Annotated in this window: 23 protein-coding genes; 6 read left to right on the top strand and 17 right to left on the bottom strand. The window is 62.7% G+C overall.

The window, feature by feature from the left end; translation table 11 throughout:
* Positions 1–57: 57 nt before the first annotated feature.
* Complete coding sequence (locus tag HY836_RS17845) at positions 58–1008, top strand: LysR family transcriptional regulator (protein WP_290678956.1); 951 nt, start codon at positions 58–60, stop codon at positions 1006–1008.
* Here HY836_RS17845 and HY836_RS17840 read toward each other — a convergent pair.
* From HY836_RS17840 to yjgA, 3 genes are all read right to left on the bottom strand, one after another.
* Complete coding sequence (locus HY836_RS17840; RefSeq protein ID WP_290678953.1) at positions 986–2026, bottom strand: hypothetical protein; 1041 nt, start codon at positions 2024–2026, stop codon at positions 986–988. The genes HY836_RS17845 and HY836_RS17840 overlap by 23 nt on opposite strands.
* A 249-nt stretch (positions 2027–2275) precedes the next feature.
* Positions 2276–2911, bottom strand: coding sequence for a molybdopterin adenylyltransferase (mog, locus tag HY836_RS17835; protein WP_290678950.1), 636 nt, complete (start codon positions 2909–2911; stop codon positions 2276–2278).
* The gene (gene yjgA, locus HY836_RS17830) at positions 2911–3552 is read right to left on the bottom strand and encodes a ribosome biogenesis factor YjgA (RefSeq protein ID WP_290678947.1); all 642 of its coding nucleotides are present in this window, start codon (positions 3550–3552) and stop codon (positions 2911–2913) included. Before yjgA ends, mog begins: the two co-directional genes overlap by 1 nt.
* A gap of 42 nt (positions 3553–3594) precedes the next feature.
* Here yjgA and pmbA point away from each other — a divergent pair, with 42 nt between their 5' ends.
* From pmbA to HY836_RS17815, 3 genes are all read left to right on the top strand, one after another.
* Entirely contained in the window at positions 3595–5013 is a 1419-nt protein-coding gene (gene pmbA, locus HY836_RS17825; RefSeq protein ID WP_290678944.1) for a metalloprotease PmbA, read from the top strand.
* Positions 5014–5198: 185 nt separating this feature from the next.
* Complete coding sequence (locus HY836_RS17820) at positions 5199–6281, top strand: TRAP transporter substrate-binding protein (RefSeq protein WP_290678941.1); 1083 nt, start codon at positions 5199–5201, stop codon at positions 6279–6281.
* A 158-nt stretch (positions 6282–6439) separates the two neighbouring features.
* The gene (locus HY836_RS17815) at positions 6440–6799 is read left to right on the top strand and encodes a hypothetical protein (RefSeq protein ID WP_290678938.1); all 360 of its coding nucleotides are present in this window, start codon (positions 6440–6442) and stop codon (positions 6797–6799) included.
* A 75-nt stretch (positions 6800–6874) separates the two neighbouring features.
* On the opposite strand, the gene HY836_RS17810 is transcribed toward HY836_RS17815, so the two are convergent.
* From HY836_RS17810 to HY836_RS17760, 11 genes are all read right to left on the bottom strand, one after another.
* A complete protein-coding gene (locus tag HY836_RS17810; protein ID WP_290679050.1) occupies positions 6875–8422 on the bottom strand; it encodes a TRAP transporter large permease subunit in 1548 nt (515 codons plus the stop codon).
* A complete protein-coding gene (locus HY836_RS17805; protein ID WP_290678935.1) occupies positions 8422–8952 on the bottom strand; it encodes a TRAP transporter small permease subunit in 531 nt (176 codons plus the stop codon). The genes HY836_RS17810 and HY836_RS17805 overlap by 1 nt, the downstream gene beginning before the upstream one ends.
* Before the next feature lie 12 nt (positions 8953–8964).
* Positions 8965–9315 carry a TIGR01244 family sulfur transferase gene (locus HY836_RS17800; RefSeq protein ID WP_290678932.1) on the bottom strand — a complete coding sequence of 117 codons (351 nt, stop codon included), beginning with the start codon at positions 9313–9315 and terminating at the stop codon, positions 8965–8967.
* A gap of 100 nt (positions 9316–9415) precedes the next feature.
* Entirely contained in the window at positions 9416–9862 is a 447-nt protein-coding gene (locus tag HY836_RS17795; RefSeq protein WP_290678929.1) for a GatB/YqeY domain-containing protein, read from the bottom strand.
* 134 nt (positions 9863–9996) lie between these two features.
* Positions 9997–10209 (bottom strand): 30S ribosomal protein S21, encoded by a 213-nt coding sequence (gene rpsU, locus HY836_RS17790; protein WP_012346814.1) that lies wholly within the window; start codon positions 10207–10209, stop codon positions 9997–9999.
* 414 nt (positions 10210–10623) lie between these two features.
* Positions 10624–11103, bottom strand: coding sequence for a 2-amino-4-hydroxy-6-hydroxymethyldihydropteridine diphosphokinase (gene folK / locus HY836_RS17785; protein ID WP_290679047.1), 480 nt, complete (start codon positions 11101–11103; stop codon positions 10624–10626).
* Between the two features lie 68 nt (positions 11104–11171).
* Complete coding sequence (gene pcnB, locus HY836_RS17780; RefSeq protein WP_290678926.1) at positions 11172–12728, bottom strand: polynucleotide adenylyltransferase PcnB; 1557 nt, start codon at positions 12726–12728, stop codon at positions 11172–11174.
* Positions 12725–13396, bottom strand: coding sequence for an HAD family phosphatase (locus HY836_RS17775; RefSeq protein ID WP_290678923.1), 672 nt, complete (start codon positions 13394–13396; stop codon positions 12725–12727). The genes pcnB and HY836_RS17775 overlap by 4 nt, the downstream gene beginning before the upstream one ends.
* Positions 13393–14163 carry a DnaA regulatory inactivator Hda gene (locus HY836_RS17770; RefSeq protein WP_290679044.1) on the bottom strand — a complete coding sequence of 257 codons (771 nt, stop codon included), beginning with the start codon at positions 14161–14163 and terminating at the stop codon, positions 13393–13395. The genes HY836_RS17775 and HY836_RS17770 overlap by 4 nt, the downstream gene beginning before the upstream one ends.
* A gap of 15 nt (positions 14164–14178) precedes the next feature.
* Complete coding sequence (locus HY836_RS17765) at positions 14179–15273, bottom strand: AI-2E family transporter (RefSeq protein WP_290678920.1); 1095 nt, start codon at positions 15271–15273, stop codon at positions 14179–14181.
* A 50-nt stretch (positions 15274–15323) separates the two neighbouring features.
* Entirely contained in the window at positions 15324–16067 is a 744-nt protein-coding gene (locus HY836_RS17760) for a hypothetical protein (protein ID WP_290678917.1), read from the bottom strand.
* A gap of 162 nt (positions 16068–16229) precedes the next feature.
* On the opposite strand from HY836_RS17760, the gene plsY reads away from it, so the two are divergent.
* Both plsY and HY836_RS17750 read left to right on the top strand, forming a co-directional pair.
* Positions 16230–16865, top strand: coding sequence for a glycerol-3-phosphate 1-O-acyltransferase PlsY (plsY, locus tag HY836_RS17755; RefSeq protein ID WP_290678914.1), 636 nt, complete (start codon positions 16230–16232; stop codon positions 16863–16865).
* 21 nt (positions 16866–16886) lie between these two features.
* The gene (locus HY836_RS17750; RefSeq protein ID WP_290678912.1) at positions 16887–17312 is read left to right on the top strand and encodes a glutaredoxin domain-containing protein; all 426 of its coding nucleotides are present in this window, start codon (positions 16887–16889) and stop codon (positions 17310–17312) included.
* Here HY836_RS17750 and HY836_RS17745 read toward each other — a convergent pair.
* The 3 genes from HY836_RS17745 to HY836_RS17735 are packed head-to-tail and all read right to left on the bottom strand — an operon-like array spanning position 17273 to position 19247.
* Positions 17273–17899 carry an L-threonylcarbamoyladenylate synthase gene (locus HY836_RS17745; RefSeq protein ID WP_290678909.1) on the bottom strand — a complete coding sequence of 209 codons (627 nt, stop codon included), beginning with the start codon at positions 17897–17899 and terminating at the stop codon, positions 17273–17275. The two genes, HY836_RS17750 and HY836_RS17745, sit on opposite strands and share 40 nt — an antisense overlap.
* A 47-nt stretch (positions 17900–17946) precedes the next feature.
* Complete coding sequence (locus HY836_RS17740) at positions 17947–18804, bottom strand: 3',5'-nucleoside bisphosphate phosphatase (protein WP_290678906.1); 858 nt, start codon at positions 18802–18804, stop codon at positions 17947–17949.
* Between the two features lie 47 nt (positions 18805–18851).
* Positions 18852–19247 (bottom strand): iron chaperone, encoded by a 396-nt coding sequence (locus tag HY836_RS17735; protein WP_290678903.1) that lies wholly within the window; start codon positions 19245–19247, stop codon positions 18852–18854.
* Positions 19248–19408 lie beyond the last annotated feature (161 nt).

Below are 19408 nucleotides of genomic sequence, written 5' to 3'. Positions count from 1 at the left end.
TAGAAATCAGCACAGAATGAATCAAATGAATTATCTGAATCCGGATACATTCACAAAATGAATCTGAACAAGATCGATCTGAACCTGTTCCTGGTGTTCGACGCCATCGTGCAGACTGGCTCGCTCACCGCCGCGGCCCGCGAACTGCACCTGAGCCAGCCAGCCGTCAGCCACGCCCTGGCGCGCCTGCGCGACACCCTGGGTGACCCGCTCTTCACCCGACAAGGCCGCCGCATGGTGCCCACGCCGTATGCGCGAGGCCTCACCACCTCGGTCAGGCAGGCGCTGAGCACCTTGCAGGCGGGCATCAAGGGCCCGCAGCAAGGCTTCGACGCCGCCCGTTCTGATCGCGTGTTCACCATCGGCATGCGCGACATCCTGGAATCGCTCACCCTGCCCGGCCTGATGGCGCACATCCGCGCCCACGCGCCCGGCATCAGCGTCAACAGCATCCAGGTGGAACGGCACGATATCGCCGATGCGCTCCGGCAAGGTCGCATCGACGCCGCCGTGGACATCGCCCTGCCCCTCCCGAACGAAGTCAGCCACACACGGCTGGTGCTGGACAAACTCGTGGTGGTGACACGCGCGGATCACCCCGTGATCGGCCAGGGCCCGCTGCGGCTGGACGCCTACCTGGCTGCCTCACACGTGCTGGTATCTGCCCGCCGGCAAGGCCTGGGCCTGGAGGATTACGAATTGAGCCGCCAGGGGCTGCGTCGCCAGATCGGCCTGCGTTGCCGGCACTACTTTGCAGGCTGCCGCGTGGTCAGCCAGACCGACATGCTGCTGACCATGCCCGAGCAGTACGCCCGGGTGGCCAATCAGCATTTCAACAACACCTTGCACGCCTTCCCGCTGTCAGCGGCTCAGCTGGATGCGCACCTGTACTGGAACGCCTCGCTGGACGACGACCCCGGCAACCTTTGGTTCCGCCAGCGAGTCGTTGAGGCGGTGCAAGCGGAGTTGCGCGCCAGTTCGCCGGCTAAAGCCCGGCCAGCCGCATGATCGCGACCACACCGTGCTCGGCCTTGCCCGCCACGCCACCACCGATCCCAGACTCGCAACATGTCGGCATGTGCCAGAAGATGGGGGGCAACATGCACAGGATGGCCAAGCCCCAACGCACCTTGGTCGATGGAACATTAAGGCGTGGTACCGACGGCGCTGCCAGCGCCGTCGCATCCCTTCGACGCAATCGCAAAGCGAGAACTACCAACGCTGAAACAAGGTGAATCTGAATGAAGCGCCCCCAATCAACAGCCAGCAAGAATGCCAGACTGGACCACGCCCAGGCTGCAACCATCCAGCGCAGATGAAGGCGGACCGTTCCCGGACGATAACGACGAAGCCAGACAAAAACAGGGGCCAGACTCAGAACCAAAGCCATGGCATAGGTTTTGAGGTACCCGAAATACCGAATGGTCAGCAAGGTCTCATCGAAGGAAGAGCGCAGATCCTGCAACTTCCACAACACGATGCCCTGACAAACCGTTGACGACAAACCGGACTGCATCAGGGTGTCGCAGAACGCGGGACCGTCCAGCGGTTTGGCCAGCAGCAACACTGCCGCACCCGCCATCCACGAGCCCAGCAGCATGATCCCTGCCGCCCGCAAGGCTTGCGCACGCTGCGGTTTGGGCACGCCCATGGCCGCAATTAGGTAATACGGCGCATAAAACAGAATCAGCTCATGCGACAGGGTTATGGCCACGGAGACAGCGGTCCAGACCAGTGTCTGCAACACCGTTACCCGCTGACGATCAAGCCCCAAAACAAACCAGGTCAACAAGGCAAAGTAAAGGGTTTCCTTGCGTCCTACACCGGACACCTCAAAGAAGCTGAATAGCAACGTGGCCGGCGACAGCAACAACAACACATACCAAAATGGCTTGAATCGCCCGGACAGCACACGCAACAAGCAATAAATGAAGACGACAAATTGCGCAATCTGAGCCAGCCCTACCCACACGGTCACTGGAAGCCGCGTGACATCGGCAAGACCAGACAACATCGAGCCAATCAAGCCACGGCGCACAAATCCCTGCCGATAGTCCAGCAACCAATCACCCAGCACGTGCCCATGCTGCGCACGCACGTGATAGATGACAAGACCACACCACGCCAGCAACAGCATGGTGCAAAAAAGTGCAATGATGAGTTGCCGCCTGTCACGGCCCCTGCCCAGCATGGATGACATCGCGCTCATGCGCCCTCCTGAATGAAATTCGTGTCTTGTTGACGCGGATTATCCGGAAAGCATCCAATACATCAATCAGGAAGAGGAGTCCCCCACCCTGAATGAAGGAGTTGAGCTGCGGCGTGCAGACTTAGGCCTGAAGGCGTCGCACACGGCCGCGTTGGTCTCGATATAGGGTCCGCCGATCAGGTCGATGCAATAAGGCACGGCCGCGAAGATACCCGGCACGATGGACTGGCCTTCCTCGTTGCGCAGGCCTTCCAGCGTCTCGGCGATGGACTTGGGCTGCCCAGGCAGGTTCAGGATCAAGGCCTGCTTGCGGATCACCGCAGTCTGGCGCGACAGGATGGCCGTGGGCACGAAGCGCAGGCTGATCTGACGCATCTGCTCGCCAAAACCGGGCATTTCCTTGTCGGCCACATCCAGCGTGGCTTCAGGCGTGACGTCGCGCAAGGCGGGGCCTGTGCCGCCCGTGGTCAGCACCAGATGGCAGCCTTCTTGGTCCACCAGCTCGCGCAGGGTCTGGGCGATCAGCTCGCGCTCATCGGCGATCAGGCGCGGCACCCAGCTCACCGGGTTGCGCACGGCCCTGCCCAGCCAGTCCTGCAGCGCAGGCAGGCCCTTGTCTTCGTACACGCCGGAGCTGGCGCGGTCACTGATCGAGACAACACCGATGCGGACCGGCTCGAAAGCTGACACCGCTTCGCTCATCACGCGTCCTCGCCGTCGTCAGCGTCGTCGATGCCATCTTCACCGGCATGCACGCCCGTTACCGGCACCGCCACCTGTGATTCCATGGTCTGCTTGATGTACTGGAAGATCTCGCGGTAAGCCTTGCCGTTGCGCTTCTCGGGCACCAGCGCCGCATCCTTGCGGGCATTGCGGATCAGGGTACGCAGTTGCTGCAGATCGGTGCCCGGATAGGTTTCGACCCAGCGATGCAGCGCATCCTTGTCGTTCTCAGCCAACAGTTCGGCACGCCAGCGCTCGGCCTGGTGCAGCGCCAACGCATTACGGGCATGCCCCAACTGGAAGGCGGCAACGGCCTCGCGCAGGGGTTCTGCATCGACCTCACGCATCACCTTGCCGATGAACTGCAACTGCCGGCGTTTGCCTTCAAAAGACTTGGTCTTCTTCCAAGCGTCCAGCGCATCACGCAGGCGCTCAGGCATGTCGATGTCTTTCAGACGGCTATCGGGCAGTTCCAGCAACTGTTTGCCCAGCGCCTGCAAGTCAGCGCTTTCGCGCTTGAGCATGCTCTTGCTGGGCTTGGTGTAGCCGTATTCGGCACCGTGTGGCGCGTCGCCTTCAGGGTCAAACCCCGAGTCTTGATCAATATGGTTCGGATTCATGTCCTCGCTATGATACGGGGGCACTCTCACTGCATCCACAAAATGGCCGCCAAAACACCCAAGCTCGCCCCAAAATCCACCGCAGGCAAATCGTCATCTGAAAAAGACACCGGCTTTGCCTACACCCGCGAGCAATTCCAGCAGTTGATCGAAGACACCCTGGCCATCGCCAAAAAACTGGGTGCCACCGATTCGGCGGCTGAAGTGTCCGAAGGCGCGGGCCTGTCGGTCTCCGTGCGCAAGGGCAAGCTCGAGAACGTCGAGCGCAACCGCGACAAGAGCATCGGCGTGTCCGTCTACGTGGGCCAACGCCGCGGCAACGCCAGCACCTCCGACTTCTCGCCCCAGGCGCTGGAGCAAACGGTGCGAGCCGCCTACGACATCGCCCGCTACACCGCAGAAGACCCTGCGGCCGGCCTGCCCGACGTGGAAGACCTGGCCATGGGACGCCACGCCACCCGCGATCTGGACCTGTTCCACCCCTGGGCGGTGGATGCCGAGGCCGCTGCAGAACTGGCCCGCCGTTGCGAAGAGGCCGCGCTGAGCGTCGACCCGCGCATCACCAATTCCGAAGGCGGCGGCGTGTCGGCGCAGCAATCGCACTTCTTTGCCGGCAACAGCCGCGGCTTCCGTGGTGGCTACGCCAGTTCGCGCCACTCGCTGTCGGTCTCGCCGATTGCGGGCCGTGGCAACGACATGCAGCGCGACTTCTGGTACACCTCCGAACGCGACGCCCGCGACATGGCCCGCCCCGAGGCTGTGGGCCGCTACGCTGCCGAGCGCGCACTGGCTCGCCTGAAGTCCCGCAAAATCGCTACCTGCGAAGTGCCCGTGCTGTTTGAGAACACACTGGCCGCCGGCCTGCTGGGCGCTTATGTGCAAGCCACCAGCGGTGGCGCCCTGTACCGCAAGTCCACCTTCCTGCTGGACAGTCTGGGCAAGCCCGTCTTCCCCAAGCACATCAACATCACCGAAGACCCGCACATCCTCAAAGCCAAGGGCAGCGCGCCGTTTGACGACGAAGGCGTGCTCACCCGCAAGCGCAGTGTGGTCAAGAACGGCGTGGTGCAAGGCTACTTCCTGAGCAGTTACTCGGCACGCAAGCTGGGCATGCGTACCACGGGGCACGCAGGCGGCTCGCAAAACCTGGTGCTGCACAGCAAGCTCACAGATCCCAAAGACAACCTCAAGGCCATGCTCAAGAAGCTCGGCACCGGCTTGTTCGTCACCGAACTCATGGGCCAGGGCGTCAACTACGTGACGGGCGATTACTCGCGCGGTGCGGCCGGCTACTGGGTGGAAAACGGCGTGATCCAGTACCCCGTGCACGAGATCACCATCGCCAGCCATCTGGGCGAGATGTTCAAGCAAATCGTGGCGGTGGGCGCCGATGCCTATACCTACGGCAGCAAGACCATCGGCTCGGTGCTGATCGAGAAGATGAAGATCGCCGGGCACTGATCCTGGGAGTTGGCGCGCTGATCTGGTGCGCTTATCTGGTGCGTGGCGAGTTGGTGCGTTGGCACCGCGCCACGTTCGTCCCCCTAGGACCGCGACCAGCGGGTAAGCCCTGCATGGGCCGAAGCGTTGCAGCCTGGCAGCGCTCCTAGAATCCGAGGCGTTACTCAGACGCTCAGGAGCCCCACATGCAACGCCGTTCCTTCATCAACCACGCAGGCCTGGCCGGCGTGCTGGCTGCCGGTGCAGCCCCCGCCATCGTTCACGCACAGACCACCGTGCGCTGGCGCCTGGCTTCCAGCTTCCCCAAGTCGCTGGACACCATCTTTGGCGCGGCTGATGTCTTCACCAAGAAGATCGCCGAGATGTCCGGCGGCAAGTTTCAGATTTCCGTGCACGCTGGTGGCGAGCTGATGCCCGCGTTCGGCGTGGTCGATGGCGTGCAGAACGGCACCGTCGAGATGGCCCACACGGCGCCTTATTACTTCGTCGGCAAGGACGAAACCTTTGCCATCGGTTGTGCCATCCCCTTCGGCCTGAACTCGCGTCAGATGTCTGCCTGGATGTACGAGGGCAATGGCCTCAAGCTGATGCGCGAGTTCTACGCCAAGTACAACATCATCAGCTTCCCTGGCGGCAACACCGGCGCGCAGATGGGCGGCTGGTTCCGCAAGCCTATCAAGTCGATCGACGACATGAAGGGCCTGAAGATGCGCATTGGCGGCTTTGCCGGCAAGGTCATCGAGCGCCTGGGCGCCGTCCCGCAAAACATCCCTGGCGGCGAGATCTATCAAGCCCTGGAAAAGGGCACGATCGATGCTGCGGAATGGGTCGGCCCCTACGACGATCAGAAGCTGGGCTTTCACAAGGTCGCGCCTCACTACCACTTCCCAGGCTGGTGGGAAGGTGGCCCGCAACTGGACTTCTTCATCAATCAGAAGGCCTACGATGCACTGAGCGCCGAGTACAAAGCCATGGTGGAAGCCGCTGCCTCGCACGCCCATACCGAGATGCAGGCACGCTACGACGCCCGCAATCCGCTGGCACTCAAGCAACTGGTGGCAGCCAAGACCCAGCTGGTTCAGTTCCCCAAGCCCGTGATGGACGCGGCCTTCAAGGCCTCGATGGACATCTACAGCGAATTGAGCGAGAAGAACCCCAACTGGCGTAAGGTTTACGCCGATTACGCCAAGTTCCGTGGCGACCAGAATCTGTGGTTCCGCTTCACCGAAGCCACGTTTGACCGCTACATGCAGGCTGCCAAGCTCTGACTTACGGGTAATCCATCACCAAAAAAGGGCCTTCGGGCCCTTTTTGCATGACGCTTGTCGCTGGACAATGATGTCAGGCACGGTCCGTGCTCAAGTACGGCATCGAACCGGTCGATTCACCCGGGGTCAGTAGTCCCCCCGCGTCAGGAAAGCCGCCAATGAGCTTTGCCCCTCTCTCTGCCCGTCGCCCTCCCGTCCAGCGGAGGCCGCACGGCATCCAGCCCTTGCGGGCCCTGCACATGCATGCGCAATGGGGTGAACACGCCTTGCAGCGCACCTGGCGCACGGCGAGCGTGGTCTTCGCCAGCTTTGCGCTGGCTTACGCGCTGGCCTTTGTGCCACGCAGCCCCGCCCTTGGCTTGCTGCTGGTCAGCATCTGGGCGCATTTCAAGGCCAATCCCACGCTGGGCGCCAGACTGGCCGCCCACCCCATCATCGGCGCGCCCTGGCGCTGGTGGATGCACAGGGGGCAGCACCGCCTGCCGCCTCAGGCACCCGACACGACCCCTCAGACATGAAAAAAAGGCCTCCGCGTACAGGGAGGCCTTTTTCGTTTCAGCGGCGCCACTTGTTTGAGCCGCCAGCGACGGATGTCACTTCGCGTTGATCGCGTCCTTCACCGCTTTGGTCGGGTCATCGTCAGGCGTCGCATCCGGAACCGGCATGCTCACCTGATCAATGCTGCCATCCACGGCCGACGCACCACTGCCCGCCGATGCCTCAGGCTCGGGCGCTGACGTGTCCTCGATCTGCATCTCGATCTTCACGTCGTCGACGTTGACCTTCTGCTCCTTGTCCAACCAGTAGGTCACGGACTCGGGCCAGAAAATCACGACCGCAACCAACATCAATTGCATCACCACCCAGGGCATCGCCCCCAGGTAAATGTCCCTGGACTCGATGGGCCGCTCGATGGCCTTGTTCTTGAAAATCTGGTCGGCAATGCCGCGCAGGTAGAACAGGGCGAAGCCAAAGGGTGGGTGCATGAAGCTGGTCTGCATGTTCACGCACAAGAGCACACCGAACCACACCAGATCGATGCCCAGCTTCTCGGCCACCGGCGCCAGCAGCGGCACGATGATGAAAGCGATCTCGAAGAAGTCCAGGAAAAAGGCCAGGAAGAACACGAAGATGTTCACCACGATCAGGAAGCCCACAGGCCCCCCTGGCAGATTCGACAGCAGATCTTCGATCCACTTGTTGCCGTCCACGCCCTGGAACACCAGCGAGAACACGCTGGAGCCCAGCAGGATGAAGATGACCATGGCCGTGACGCGCATGGTCGAATCCATGGCCTGCCAGATGAGCGACAGCGTAAGCCGACGGTGCAGCGCAGCCAGCACCATGCCACCGATGGCGCCGAGTGCCCCCGCTTCCGTCGGTGTGGCCAGGCCCATGAAGAGCGTGCCCAGCACCAGGAAGATCAGCACGACGGACGGCAGCATGCCCCACATCACGCGCTTGAACAGCGCCCAGCCCCGCTCGGTGCGTGCCTCTTCCGGCAGGGGCGGCACCCACTGCGGACGGAGGATCGCCACACCCAGCGTGAACAGCAGGAAGATGCCCGTCTGCATGATGGACGGGCCGATGGCACCACGGTACATGTCGCCCACGGAGCGGCCCAACTGGTCAGCCAGCACCACCAGCACCAGCGATGGCGGAATGAGCTGGGTGATCGTGCCCGAGGCGGCGATCACACCCGTGGCGTAGCGCATGTTGTAGCCGTTGCGCATCATGACGGGCAGCGAGATCACACCCATGGCGATCACGCTGGCGGCCACCGTGCCCGTGATGGCGCCCAGAATGGCCCCCACGATGATCACGGCAAAGCCCAGGCCACCCGGCTTGCTGCCGAACAGTTGCCCCGTTCCTTCGAGCAGATCCTCCGCCAGACCACATCGCTCCAGGATGGCACCCATGAAGGTGAAGAAGGGAATGGACAGCAGCAACTCGTTGGAGACGATGCCGAACAAACGCAGCGGCAAGTTCGACATGAAGGCTTCGGGGAAGAAGCCTTGCGACACCGCAAAGAAGCCGAAGCCCAACCCAAGGCCACCCAAGGTGAAGGCGACCGGGAAGCCGATCAACATCGCCAGGACCAGCGAGCCGAACATGACCGGCGCCAGATGTTGCATCTCGATCATTGCAGCGGCCTCTCGTAATGCAGATCGAGGTTGGACGTACCACGCAGGTAGCCCACACGCTTGAACAATTCAGAGAGGCCCTGCAAGGCCAACAGCGTGAAACCCAGCGGGATCGCCAGTTTGATGGGCCAGCGGATCAGGCCACCCGCACTGGGCGAGACCTCATGCTGCGCGAAGGACTCCGCCACAAAAGGCCAGGCCAGCCAGGCCACGGTCAAACAAAGCGGCAACAACACGAACAGGATGCCCAGCAGATCGATCCAGGCCTTGGTGCGGCCAGAGCGCCCGCCATAGACCACGTCCACACGGACGTGCTCATTGAGCTTGAGCAGCATGGGCGCCCCTGCAAACACGGCCATGCCGAACAGGTACCACTGCACCTCCAGCCAGGAGTTGGAGCCGATGTTGAAGGCATAACGCAAGGTGGCGTTGCCCGCGCTGATCAGGCAGGCGGCAAACAGGGCCCAGGATGCCAGATTGCCGCACCAACGCGACACCGCATCCATCAAGCGGATGTAGCTTTGCATGAAGCGCAAACCTTATTGATCGAGGGCCACAGCCTGCATGTACAGCCTGCTGGAGCGCGCACCACTGCGGCAGAACATCAGCAAGGGACGCGGCAGGGTCTTGAGCAACTCGGCGCACCTGGCGATTTCTTCAGGAGACTGATAGCCACCCTGCACCGGCAGATGCGCATACACCAGGCCGGCGGCCTTGGCTGCGGCCTCGATGGCGGCGCTGGCAGGCTGCTCTGCACCACCTTCCATGTCGGGGCGATTGTTCATCACCGACTTGAAGCCGGCCTCGGCCGCAGCGGCCATGGCTTCCGGCGTGAGTTGGGGGGCGGCGTAAACGTCTTCTGCGATCGGCGTCAAGGACACGTTGCTCATGGTGGACCCTGTTTGATGAAACCCGGAGACTGTAGCCGCACTCCAGCGGCGGCTACCCAGCTATGCACGTCTTCGTTGCTAGCAAGCAATCAGCCAGACATCAGCCAGCCAATGCGGCCTTGACGGCGGCGGACACCAGGCCCATGTCAGCCTGGCCAGCCAGACGCTGCTTGACCGCGCCCATGACCTTGCCCATGTCGCCAGGGCCGGTGGCGCCCAACTCGACCACGATGGCCTTGACGGCAGCGGTGATCTCGTCGGCGCTCAGGCGTTGGGGCAGATAGGCCTCCAACACCACGATCTCGGATTTTTCCTTGTCGGCCAGATCCTGACGGCCACCCGCTTCGTATTGCTGGGCGGCGTCCTTGCGCTGCTTGATCAGCTTGTCGACGATGGACACCACCATGGCGTCATCCAGCTCCACGCGCTCATCGACTTCCTTTTGCTTCATGGCAGCCAGCAGCATGCGGATGGTGCCCAGGCGCTCGGCGTCCTTGGCGCGCATGGCGTTCTTCATGTCTTCGGTGATGCGTTCTTTGAGGCTCATGGTCGGTCTCGATGTAAGAGAAAAACGGGGCTGGAAAATGCAAAAGCCCGCATGGGCGTCCCCGCGCGGGCTTTGGTGCCTACCCAGCTACAGCGCGATCAGCGCATTGTGCGGGTTGGACAGCAAGAAGCGAATCAGTACAGCTTCTTGGGCAGCTGCATGCTGCGCACGCGCTTGTAGTGACGCTTGACGGCGGCAGCCTTCTTGCGCTTGCGCTCAGCGGTGGGCTTTTCGTAGAACTCGCGGGCGCGCAGTTCGGTCAGCAGACCCAGCTTTTCAATGGTGCGCTTGAAGCGGCGCAGGGCCACGTCGAACGGCTCGTTTTCCTTGACACGGATGGTCGTCATTACAAATTCGCTTTCAGATTGAATGCATTCAAAGGGCTGCCAACACGGCCACCAGCGGATTGCTTCGAGTTTGCTGCACAAAACCTGCAAGAGGTTTGCCGTCAAGCCACCAGGGTCTGGGCCCGCTCCCGTGTTTCCACGTCCGGATTTCGCGGACGAAAACGGGCTGACCGGTCTCGGTGTGCACGGCGCTGCTCAAAACGCTCACAACTGGTGGACTTCCTTGCAAGCATGCAAGCAAGCCCCACCAACAAAGCCTGAGATTCTACCCCGGTTTTGAACAACATTCCAGTACTCTGAGGGGGTTGGATTCAAAACTTGCTCGAATTCCCGCTGATTCGGGGCTCAGAAAAACCCAAACTCGCCGCAATCGGCTGGTTTTTCGGGGCGTTTGGCCTGGTGCCTGGACTCAAGTCAGGTCAGGTCAAGGAGCCCAGCCGGTTCGATGCCCTGAGCCTGGGCCAGAGCGGCCACCGCAGCAGCATCCGGCAGCACGGGCATCTCATGGCCAGCGAGCGACTTGAGCACTTCCGCCAGGGGCAGCAGCACAAACGCGCGCTGCATCATGCGGGGGTGCGGCAGCGTCAGCGAGCGCGTCTGGCAGGTGTACGCACCGTACCAGAGCAGATCCAGATCCAGCGTGCGCGGCGCGTTCTGATACGGGCGCTCGCGGTCATGGGTCAACTCCAGTGCCAGCAGGGCCTGCAACAGCTCGTGCGGCCCCAGGGACGACTGCAATACCGCTACCGCGTTCAGGTAATCCGGGCCCGAAGCATCAACCGGCTTGGTGCGGTACAGCGCGGAAACAGACTCAACCTGCGTGCCGGGCAAATCCGCCAGACCACGCAAAGCATCTTGCAAGCGCGCAGCCACATCCCCCAGGTTGCCACCCATGCCGATGAAGGCACGGTGGCGCGGCACAGCCGACAAGGCCGCCGTTACCCGAGGATCAGCGCCCTGGCTCAATCTCCGCCTTCACCTGAGGCGGGCGCACCGCCCTCACCGGCCGGCTTGCGGCGACGACGACGGCGCTTCTTGGCTGGCGCATCGCCGCCGATGGCACCTTCGCCCGCAGCATCAGAGCCGGCAGCACGAGGCTGCTGGCGTTTGGCCAGATCCTGCTGGCGGGCTACGTCCATCAGGTCGCGGCGCTCGGGCATATCGGCCAGAGAGAAGTCTTCCCACCACTTGGCCAGTTCAGGATCGGCCTCACCAGCGGCAGCGCGCAGGCGCAGGAAGTCGAAACCGGCGCGGAAACGGGGCTGCTCCACCAGGGTCAGCGGGCCATTGCCGGAGCGGCGATCGAAACGCGGCTGCATGGTCCAGATCTCGCGCATGTCGGCGGCCAGCTTGCCGCGGCCGGAGATGTCGCCGATGCGGGCATCGAACACGGCATCCGTGGCCGATTGCAGCGCCGGGAACGGGGGCTCGCCTTGCGCCTGGTTGCGCTTCCAGTGATCCAGCACGTCATGCCACAGCAGGCAGGCCAGCAGGAAACTCGGCGCCACCGGCTTGTCTTCCGACACGCGGCGGTCGGTGTCAGCCAGCGCCAGTTGCACGAACTGGTCACGGCCGGGGTGGCGGCGCGCTTCGTCAAACACGGCATCCAGGATGGGGAACACGCCACGATCCAGGCCCTGCTTGCGCAGTTGATCCAGCGAGGCTTGCGCGTGGCCGGTCTGCAGCAGCTTGATCATCTCGTCAAACAGGCGCGATTGCGGCACGTTGGACAGCAACTCGGCCATCTCCTGCAGCGGCGCGCGGGTCTTGGGCTCGATCTCGAAACCCAGCTTGGCCGCAAAACGCACCACGCGGATGATGCGGACCGGGTCTTCGCGGTAGCGCGTCTCCGGGTCGCCGATCATGCGCAGCACGCGCTTCTTGGCGTCCTTGATGCCACCGTGGTAGTCCACGACGTTGCCCGTGTGGGGGTCGTAGTACATGGCGTTGACGGTGAAGTCGCGGCGGGCGGCGTCCTGGTCCTGCGGGCCCCAGACGTTGTCGCGCAGCACGCGGCCGCTGGCGTCCACCACGTGGGTCTTGTCGGCCAGGTCCTTGCGGGAGGTCTTTTCGTTGCCCGTCACCTGCTCGGCGGCATTGGCATCGAGGTAGGCGCGGAAGGTCGAGACCTCGATCACCTCGTGCTCACGTCCACGGCCGTACACCACGTGGACGATGCGAAAGCGCCGGCCGATGATGAAAGCGCGGCGGAACAGGCCCTTGACCTGCTCGGGCGTGGCATTGGTGGCCACGTCGAAATCCTTGGGGCGATGACCCAGGATGAGGTCGCGCACGGCACCGCCGACGATGTAGGCGTCGTAGCCGGCGTCTTGCAGCGTCTCCACGACCTTGCGGGCGCGGTCATCGACGAGCGTGGGGTCGATGCCATGCTCGCTGGCGGGCACGTCCACGCGCTTGCCAGTCGGGATGCGGGGCGCCTTGGCGCTCTTGCCTCCAGCAGCGCCTGCGCGCTTGGCCGGGGCCTTGCCCAGGATCTTGTCTATCAGGCTTTTGATCATGCAAACAGTCTAAGGATGCGCCAGCCACGTTCATGGGCGACGGCTTCCAGCGCGGGGCTGGGGTTGGTGGCCACCGGGTCGTTGGCGCGTTCCAGCAGGGGCAGGTCGTTGGGTGAGTCGCTGTAGAAGCTGACGCGATCGAAATCAGTCAACTGGCGACCCTGTTGAGCCAGCCATTGTTCCACACGTGTGATTTTGCCTTCTCGGAAGGACGGCACACCATCGATATCACCTGTCACACGCCCCAGAGTATCCCTGACAAGCTTCACGGCCAGCAGCTCGGGCACGTTGAAGGCATCAGCGATGGGCCGGGTCACGAATTCATTGGTGGCGGTCACGATGGCGATCAGGTCGCCCATGGCACGGTGCCGCTCCACGAGTTCGACCGCCTGGGGTCTCATCGCTGGGAAGACGACTTCGTCCATGAAGGCCTGCTGCAGCGCCTGCTGGCCGGCCGCATCCATCTCACGCCAGATGCTGGTGGTGAACTGGATGTACTCGCCCAGCACCAGGGTGCCGTCGCAATACTGTTGGTAGAAGCCATCGTTGCGCTGGCGGTACTCGACCGCATCGGCCAGGCCTTGGCGGATCAGGAATTCGCCAAATTCGTGATCGGAATCCAGCGGCAACAGGGTGTGGTCCAGATCAAACAGACAGAGGTTGTTCATGCGGTCTCCAGGGCCAGCATTTGTTTCAACAAGGGCACGGTGACCTCGCGCTTTTCGGCCAGCGCAAACCGGTCGAGCCGGTCAAGCAGCCCCATCAGGAAGCCCAGATCGCGGCTGTAGCGGGTCAGCAGATAGCTCACCACGCCCTCATCCAGTGCAATGCCACGGCGCGCGGCTTCGTGGTGCAAGGCAGCGCGCAGGCCACCTTCGTCGAGCAGGCTCAGGGCAAAGGTCAGGCCCCATCCCAGTCGCGTGCGCAGGTCATCGCGCACCGGCAGGTCAATCGCCGGCACCGCACCGGCTGCCAGGATGAGCAACGGCCCGCTGCCGCGTTCGTCCAATTGCCCACTGGCTTGTGCTGCCAGCGAACTGGCCGATTCGATGAAGAGGTTGAAGGCCAGGTGCTGGTGGTCCTCACCCAGGCGCTCGCATTCGTCAATCACGGCCAGGGTCGGCATCATGGGATCGGGCGCATCCCACATCTGGCAGGTTTGTGCGTTGAGCCAGATGGCGCCGAAGCCCATCGACAAGGCGCGCTCGACCATGGCGCGCAAGAGGTGCGTCTTGCCGGCACCGGCTGGCCCCCAGATGTAGGCTGGCGACACCGTGCCCTCGATGTGCGGCCAGGCACGCAGCCAAGCCATCAAGGCCTCGTTGCCGCCCACCACAAAGTCGTCCAGACCCTGCATGACGGCGGGCCCCAGATCCAGCGGGATCTGGCGCATGGCGGTGCGTGGCGCCGGGCGCTCGGCCACGATGTCGAACATCGTCACGTCAGGGCCCTATTCGCCAGCATGCTGAGCCTGAAAGAAGTCACTGGCCCGATAGGCCTGCAACAGGCGCCGCCCCAACAAAGTCAGGAAGGCGGCCATGGGCAAGGCCACGATCACGCCCCACAAGCCCATCCACCGACCAAACAGCATCAAGGCCAGGATGACACCCAGCGGATGCAGGCCGATACGCTCGCCCACCAGGCGCGGCGTCAGGAAGAAGCTCTCAATGACCTGGCCAAAGCCATACACAACGGCAATGGCGATCACTGGAGAGGTCGCCTCGGCGTTGCCTACACCAAACTGCAACAGGCCCGCGAGCAGAGCCAACACCAGGCCCAATCCGTAGCCAAGATAGGGAATACAGATGGCCAGGCCCGTGAACACCCCAATGGGCAAGGCCAGCTTGAAGCCAAACAGGCTCAGGCCAACGCTGTAGTAGGCCGCCAGGATCAGCATGACCAGGGCCTGCCCGCGCAGGTACTGCCCCATCAACTCATCGCACTCGTTCATGACGTCATGGGCCACGGGGCGCCAACGTGCGGGCAGCAAGCTGCGGAATCGCCCTGTCAGTGCCTCCCAGTCCAGCATCCAGTAAAACGCGAGCATGGGCACCAGCACGGCCAGCCCGGCCAGGGTCATGAGGCTGCTGCCACCGATGAGCAGGGAGGTCCACACCGTGCCACTCCACTGCGCCGCGTGGCTCTGAAAGAGCTTCACCAACTCGGCCTTGAGCGCATCGACCGTGGTGGGCAGTTGGATGCCCCACTGGCTCAGCACCGGCGCCACCTTGCTCCAGATGGCCACCAGCAGATCCGGTAGTTGATCTCGCAAGGCCGGCACCAGTTGCGACACGATGGGCACCAGCAACACCAGCAGCGTGGCCACCACCAGCGCCAACAGCACCAGACAAACCGTGACAGCCACCGACTTGGGCAGGCGCCAGCTGACCAGCTTGTCCACCGCCGGGTGAAGGGCATAGGCCAGGATCAGGCTGATGACAAATGGCGCCAGAACGGCGGCATGCCACCACAGCACGCCAATCACGGCGGCAGTGGCCAGCAGGCTCCAGATGGGTTTGAGGGGGTGGGCGGGTGCTTGGGTCATGAACGGGGGGATTTTATAGATCTCCCCGTCTCCTGGACGTCACAAGCAGATCAATTCTTGCGGCCGTAGACCGACACGCGCGCCGACTCCAGCGCCTGCTCCAGTTTGACCTGGTCTCGCTGCCCTTCGGGCTTGGACTGGAAATCCGCCAGGATGGCCGCCTCGCGGCGCTTGTATTCCTTGAGCAGGCCAGCATCGCGCACCTGCTGCTCTGCGTCTGGCTGCGGCGCCGCGGCACTCAAGGCACTCTGCGCCTGCTCCAGTTTCTGCTTTCGCAACTCTTCGTTGGGCTCCAGGTCAGCCCACAGCGCAGATTCGAGCATGAGGGCTTCGCCCATGGTCAGCTCAGCCTGCTTCAAGCGATCCGGGATCTGCTCCAGCAAACGCCTGGCCAGTTGATGGCGCGTGGTCACGTCCGGGCTGTCCTGGAGGCTTTGCCATTGCTCGAAGCCCTTCTGGAAGCGCAGGTACTTCACCACCCGCTCCAGTTCGCTGCGCGGATTGGCCGTTTTGGACATGGCCTCTTTCAAGGCCGACCAGTCTTCAGGGGTGAAATCGGAGGGGCGCCCGTCTTCCATGATCCTGGGCTGAACAAGCAACGCCGAATCGACGTTGGCCACAGCCTTTTGAGCGCCTGTTCTGGCGGGCGCCACCGGCGCAGCGTCTGGCGCGGCCTCGGCCTGCTGAGCAGCATGCGTCTGCCACCACCACGCTGCCACACCTACGCCGCCCCCCAGCACCATGGCCAGAACCCAGGTACGCTGCCAGAGTTTGGGGTTTTCATAAGTGATCATGGACAAGGTGGCCTGCCAGCGGTTAACGGGAAGCAAACAAGATGGGCGGATTGTCCGCAAAGGATAGCGTCTCCCATCATGGGACAAACCCCGGCGAACGAAGCCGCGTCACCTTGCCACTACACTTGCGCCCTGTTACGAGATGACTTCAACACGTTCCGCATGAACCTCTCCAGCCTAGACCCTCGCCTGCTTGCCGCCATTGGCGCGGTCATTGCCTACCTGATCGGCTCGCTGTCGTTTGCCGTCATCGTCAGCCGCTTGTTCGGCCTGGCCGATCCACGCAGCTATGGCTCCGGCAATCCTGGCGCAACGAATGTGCTGCGCTCGGGCAACAAGGCCGCGGCCATCCTGACGCTGCTGTTCGATGCCCTGAAAGGCTATATCCCGGTTGTCATCGCGCAAAGCATGGGCATGGACAACCTGACGGTGACCGTGGTGGGCCTGGGCGCCTTCATTGGCCACCTGTGGCCCGTGTTCTTCAAGTTCGAAGGCGGCAAGGGTGTGGCCACCGCAGCGGGCGTGTTGCTGGGCTTTGCGCCTGCCATGGGTGGACTGGTGCTGCTGGTCTGGCTGGGCATGGCCGTGATCTTCCGCTATTCGTCGCTGGCCGCACTGACGGCCTCGCTGGCTGCACCGATCATCCAGATTCAAGGTTGGGGATTCAGTGCCATGACCATCGGCGTGATCGTGATGAGCGTGCTGCTCATCTGGCGCCACGAAGCCAATATCCGCAAGCTGATGGCCGGCCAGGAAAGCAAGCTGGGCCAGAAGACTACCCCACCCAGCGGGCAATGACGCCCTGGCCAGAGGCGCACCATGAAGGTCAGCATCAGCTCCAGAAACACCCACTCCTTGTGGACACTGGCCCTCGTGCTGAGCATCGTTTTTGGCGGCACGCAGGCCCTGTCATGGTGGCGTGACGTGCAGGCTGCACAGCGCATCAAGTCCAGGCTGGGCGCGCAGCGCATCACGCTCTACACCACGCAATCGTGTTTTTATTGCACCAAAGCCAAGACGTGGCTACGCGGCCATCAGATCAGCTGGGACGAATGCGACGTGGAGCGCGACCTCAGCTGCAAGGCCACCTTTGAGTCCCAGGGTGCGCCTGGTACGCCCGTTGTTCGCGTCGGGCACCACTGGCATCTGGGATTCGATCCGGCCTGGATCGCCGAAGCGCTGAACACGCCGGAACGCCCAGCACCTCAACCCAAGCCCAACGCCGACACATCCCCACGCCCCTGACGGATCACCTGGGCGTCTCCCTGGCTGAGATCGATCACGGTCGTAGGCTCCATCTGGCATGCCCCCGCATCCACCACGGCCTTGATGCGCTTTTGCAGCGCCTCGCGGATCTCGCTGGCGTCGTTGAGGGGCTCGTCCTGATCGGGCAGGATCAAGGTGGTGGCCAGCAGCGGTTGCCCCATCAATTCCAGCACGGCTTGCGTTACCTTGTGATCGGGCACACGCAAACCGATGGTGCGGCGAGAGGGGTGTGACACGCGCCGAGGCACTTCCTTGGTCGCCTCCAGAATGAAGGTGAACGGGCCCGGCGTGGCCAGCTTCAGCAAGCGGTACTGGCGGTTATCCACCCGTGCGTAGTTGGCCAGTTCGGACAGATCCCGACACAACAGGCTGAGGTGGTGGCGCTCGTCCACACCTCGGATGCGGCGCAGCTCGTCCACTGCCGCCTTGTCATCCAGATGGCAGACCAGCGCATAGCTGGAATCGGTGGGCAAAGCCACCACGCCACCGTGATGAAGAATGTCAACCGCCTGCTTGAGCAGACGGACCTGAGGATGTTCGGGGTGAACTTCGAAGAGTTGGGCCATAGCCCGCTAGCCTACCGCGCCTGCAAGGCATCCGCACGGCATTTTCCTCAAGGATGCAACACGCGCGCGGCCAAGGCCTCCCAGACCGGCGTGACGCGCCCGGGCAGATCGGGCAAGGTACCCAGATCGGTGTGACTCTCTGCGGGATCATGGAAATCCGAACCGCGCGAAGCCAGCAGGTCAAATTCCTGCGCCATGTCGGCATACTTGCCGTATTCGGCCACGGTGTGGCTGCCCGTCACGACCTCCACCCCCTGGCCACCTAGCGCCTTGAACTCAGAGAAAAGCGCAAACTCTTCATTGGGGGTGAAATCGTAGCGGCCAGGATGCGCAATCACGGCCACACCACCCGCACCGACCACCCAGGAAACGGCATCCGACAGGCTTGCCCAGCGGTGCTCGACAAAACCTGGCTTGCCTTCGGTCAGATAGCGCTTGAACACCTCATGCGGATCGCCACATACCCCGATCTCGACCAGGTAACGCGCAAAGTGCGTACGCGAGATCAGATCCGGATTGCCGACGTACTTCAGTGCGCCCTCAAACGCGCCCGGGATACCTGCGCCAGCAAGGCTGGCGGCCATGTCACGCGCGCGACGCTCCCGCCCTCCCCGCGTGTCCGCCAGGCCTTGAACGATGTCCGGGTTCTCTGGATCAAAGCCCAGGCCGACGATGTGCACGGTTCGGCCTGCAAACGTCACGGAAATTTCGACACCCGGCAGGTAGCTCATGCCCAAAGCAGCAGCCGCCTGTCTGGCTCGGTGCTGCCCCCCGATTTCGTCGTGATCGGTCAAAGCCCAGAGCTCGACACCATTGCGACTGGCACGCTCAGCAACACTCTCGGGAGACAGCGTCCCGTCAGAGACATTGGAGTGGCAATGCAGATCGGCGTTCATCAAATGCATGTCGAGGATGCTACCAAGCCAAGGCGTTGTTGGCTGTCACGCACCAATTAACCCCACCGCGGACCGGAGCGGGCTTGCGATGCGCCCCAGGCTTGCAGACAAGCCAAGGTCAGTTCACGCACAAGCTGCTCGTTGACCGGCTGACGATAGCGAACCTTGATGTGGCGCATGCCTTTGCCGGCGCCGTCGAGCTCGGGGAACTCGCCCACCAGCATCACGCCATTGAACACCTGAAGGTGAGCGTGCATCTTGTGCAGCACGATGGCCATCACGTTGTCGCCATCGTTCATGAAACACAGATTGCCCCATTTCACTTCGGGGCGGAGGTGCGGTGCAGCGGCCAGGATGGCTTTGTGCATGGCCTGGGCAGTATCACGCTGCTCAGGCCGAAGGCTGTCATAAAACGCGTTGATCAACGCGGGGGACTGAAGCGGTCGGCGCATGGGGGTAGGCCCAAAAAATTTACTACAACGACATCAATGCACACTCGACACCCCCTCCCTGAAGCCTCAAGGCCTCTGTGTGAATGCACAGCCCTTTTTCATGACCACCTTCTGCTTTTGTACTTCTGGCAGGGATGACTGTCTTTTGACAGATCCGTTTC

Source organism: Aquabacterium sp. (assembly GCF_016234775.1).
Classification (GTDB): domain Bacteria; phylum Pseudomonadota; class Gammaproteobacteria; order Burkholderiales; family Burkholderiaceae_C; genus Aquabacterium.
The sequence above is the reverse complement of the archived record's forward strand: the minus strand, read 5'-3'. Positions and strand labels throughout refer to the sequence as shown.